The sequence below is a fragment of the Streptomyces sp. WELS2 genome (genome assembly GCF_013870595.1).
Lineage (GTDB): Bacteria > Actinomycetota > Actinomycetes > Streptomycetales > Streptomycetaceae > Streptomyces.
Window position 1 is genome coordinate 1 of the sequence record NZ_JACBWZ010000678.1, and the last position, 3444, is coordinate 3444.

3 protein-coding genes are annotated in these 3444 nt (G+C 70.0%); all 3 read left to right on the top strand.

The features are described from left to right. The first annotated feature begins 216 nt into the window (after nt 1-216). Nucleotides 217-885: a GTP cyclohydrolase II gene (ribA, locus tag H5J33_RS27970; protein WP_258565445.1), complete on the top strand. Its 669-nt coding sequence runs from the start codon at nt 217-219 to the stop codon at nt 883-885. Continuing rightward, a complete protein-coding gene (locus H5J33_RS27975; RefSeq protein ID WP_181797618.1) occupies nt 882-2567 on the top strand; it encodes a WD40 repeat domain-containing protein in 1686 nt (561 codons plus the stop codon). Before ribA ends, H5J33_RS27975 begins: the two co-directional genes overlap by 4 nt. Nucleotides 2568-2751: 184 nt before the next feature. Continuing rightward, nucleotides 2752-3444 (top strand): cyclopropane-fatty-acyl-phospholipid synthase family protein (locus H5J33_RS27980; RefSeq protein WP_181797619.1); only part of this gene is annotated, 693 nt, incomplete at its 3' end.

Here is a 3444-nt window from a genome sequence, read left to right on the forward strand (position 1 = left end):
GGGGGCACCCGGGCCGCCGGCCGGCGGTACCACTCCCGGCCTGGTCGGCAACCCCCTGGCCCCGCCTCATCGTCGTGCGTCACTGCGCGGTCCTGATCGTTTCTATTTCGGTGTTGAGCGTCAAACGTTTCGGAGGGTGTTTCGGTCTGTCCGTAGTGTGCTCGGAGGTGACGGTGTGATTACGTAATCGCGCCGTTACCAGCGGAGGGACGATCCATGTTGAGCACGTCCAGCGGCAAGATGCCGCACCCGAGGACCGGTCCACTCACCACCGAAGCCGCGATCCGTACCCGGGTCGAGGTACCGGTGCGGGTGAGCGACGGTACCTGGCGCACCGCCGAAATGATCAGTTTCACCGGACTCGCCGACGAACGCGAACATATCGCCGTCGTGTTCCCGTCCGCATGGTCCGTACCCCTGGTGCGCGTACATTCGGAATGCCTCACCGGAGACGTGTTCGGCTCCGCCCGTTGCGACTGCGGACCACAACTGAACGAAGTGGTCGACGAGTTCGCCGAATCCGGCGGGATCCTGCTGTACCTGCGGCAGGAAGGCCGCGGCATCGGGCTCTACAACAAGCTGGACGCCTACCGGCTCCAGGACGACCAGGGCCTGGACACCTTCGCCGCGAACCGGGAGCTGAACTTCTCGGACGACATGCGTGACTACCTCGTCGCCGCACAGATGCTGCGCGCCCTGGACGTGTCCCGCATCCGGCTGCGCACCAACAACCCGGACAAGGTCCGGCAGCTGGAGGGCTATGGCATCGGAGTGGAGGAGGTCATTCCCACGGGCATCCACCTGACCGAACGCAACCACGGCTATCTGCGGGTCAAGGCCGAACAGGGCGGACACACCATCGAGCTTCTGGGGGAGCCCATATGATTCAACATCGTGGACCCATCAGCGGCATCGCCGCCTGGCGGGACGAGTACGTGGCCACGGCCGGCTACGACAACCAGGTCATCTGCTGGGACCAGCGCACCGGACGCGCGGTGGCCCGCTCGTTCCACGACCACCTGGCCAACCAGTGCCAGTTCTCACCGGACGGCAGACTCCTGCTGACCTCCTCCAGCGACTACACCGCACGCCTGTGGACCGTGCCCGACCTGCGGCTGGTGGCGGTCCTCGGCGACCAGGAGGACGACGTGGAGATGTCCGTCTTCCACCCCGCCAAGGAACTGGTCGCCACCGCCTCCCGGGACCACCGGGTGCGGGTCTACGACTTCACCGGCCGGCTGCTGCACCGCTTCGAGGGGCACACCGCCGACGTCATCTCCGTCGAATGGGCCCGTGGCGCCGACGAGTTGATCTCCTCCAGCGACGACGGCACCATCAAGCGCTGGTCGCTGGAGACCGGTGGCATGATCGCCGACCTGGACATGGACGGTGTGGAGACCGACACCGTCGCCATCTCCTCCTCCGGCACCATCTTCGCCGGCAACGACGAGGGGCAGATCATCGTCGTGGGCCCCGAGGAACGCGGTACCGTCCCCGCGCACGACGCGGGCATCAAGCGCCTCGTCCTCGACGACTCCCGCAATCTGCTGGTCAGCCTCTCCTACGACCGCACGATGCGGCTGTGGGACGTCTCCGCCGCCGTCCCGAAGGCCCTGGACACCACGGACCTGCCCGACGACGTGTGGCCCCGCTCCTGCGCCTTCGCGGGCGGCACCCGCCTGGTGTTCGCCACTTTCGGCGCCACCTACCGCGGCTACGACTACCGGACGCGCACCTGGGACACCGCCGTCGTACCGCCCACCGGCGGGGTCAACGCGGTGCTGCCGGTGAGCGGCGGCACGGCGCTCACCGTCGGCGACGCGGGCGTGGTGCGGCGTGCCGGCGAGCCGGTGGCCGAGACCGGCAGCCTGTGCAACTTCCTCACCCCGCTCGGCGGTCTGGTGCTGTCGGGCGGCCAGCTGGGCAAGGTCTTCGACGCCCTCACCGGCCGCGAGCTGTACCAGCACCGCTCACCGCTGAACTGCGGCGTCGCCTTCGAACGCGACGGCGAGCCGTACGCCGTGGTCGGCGCCTACACCGGCGAGGGCCTGCTGCTGAAGCTGGCCGGTGACACCGTCGAGCACATCGCGGACCTGCCGCTGAACGTCAACGCCGTCAAGGGGGTCGCGGTCTCCGGCGACCTGCTGTTCTCCGTCGCCGCCGACGCCTCCGCCACCTGGTACCGCATCTCCACGCTGGAGAAGGTCGCCACGGTGGAGGACGCCCACGACAAGATCGCCAACGGCTGTGCGGGCCTCGGTGACGGCTGGTTCGCCAGCATCAGCCGCGACCTGAAGCTGCGCCTGTGGGACCCCGAACGCGGCGTGCGAGTCCTGTCCACACCGCACACCCACTCCATCAAGTGCGTCGCCGCCGACACCGACGGCCGGCTGATCGCCACCGGCAGCTACAACGGCCGGGTCGCGATCTACGACCGGACCGACGGCCGCTGGACCGTCACCGAACGGCCCACCACCGCCGGCATCTCCTCCCTCGCCTACGACGCGGCCCGCAAGCTGTTCCTCGCCGCGTCCTACGACGGACAGGTCTACACGGTCGCCGGCTGAGCGACAACGTGAGCGAGGCCGCACCGGACGCGGCCCGCCGCAGGGCACCCGGGGCGCCCCGCGAGCACCCCGGGTGACGAACGGTGCCGGAGCGGACTGTCCGCTCCGGCACCGTTGGCGCGTCGCGTTCCCGGCCTCCTCCCCCTTGCCGCCCCGTGCCCTCACACGACAGGACTCATCACCCATGTCCAGCCATCGGATAGCCGACCGGTACTCGGTCGCCCCCGCCACCACCCCGCCCCCCGACGAGTCGGCGTACGCGGACGTGCTGCGCTCGGACTTCCACGACCACTACGCCAACGGGCGCGACGTGTGGACCGCCGAGGACGCCATGCGGGAGGCCCCCCGCCTGCTGCTGCGCGCCCTCGAAGACCCGGCCGGCGCGCACGTCCTCGACATCGGCACCGGACACGGCCGCGACGCCGCCATCCTGTCCGACGCGGGCTGCCGGGTCACCGGCATCGACCTGGTCGAGTCGCCCGAGTGGGCCGCACTCACCGCCCGCGGCCAAGGGCGGGTGCGGTTCGAGGTGTGCTCGCTGGCCGACCTGGACGGCACCACCGACTACGACGCCGTCCTCGACAACGGCTGCCTGCACCACCAACACCCCGACGGGTACGGCCGCTACCTGGACCGCGTGCGCGATCTGCTGCGCCCCGGCGGCCTGTTCACGGTGTCCGTGTTCCGCTCGGAGGACGGCCCCGGCCGGCTCTTCGCCAACGGGGCGCGGCGGCTGTACCGGGAGTTCACCGAGACGGAACTGACCGAACTGGTCACCGGGCACGGCTTCGCACCCGTCGACGTACGGCTGGTGCCCCGCGGCATCGCCGGGTTGCACTACCTCGTGGGCACCTACCGCGCCGTCGGCACCGGTGCC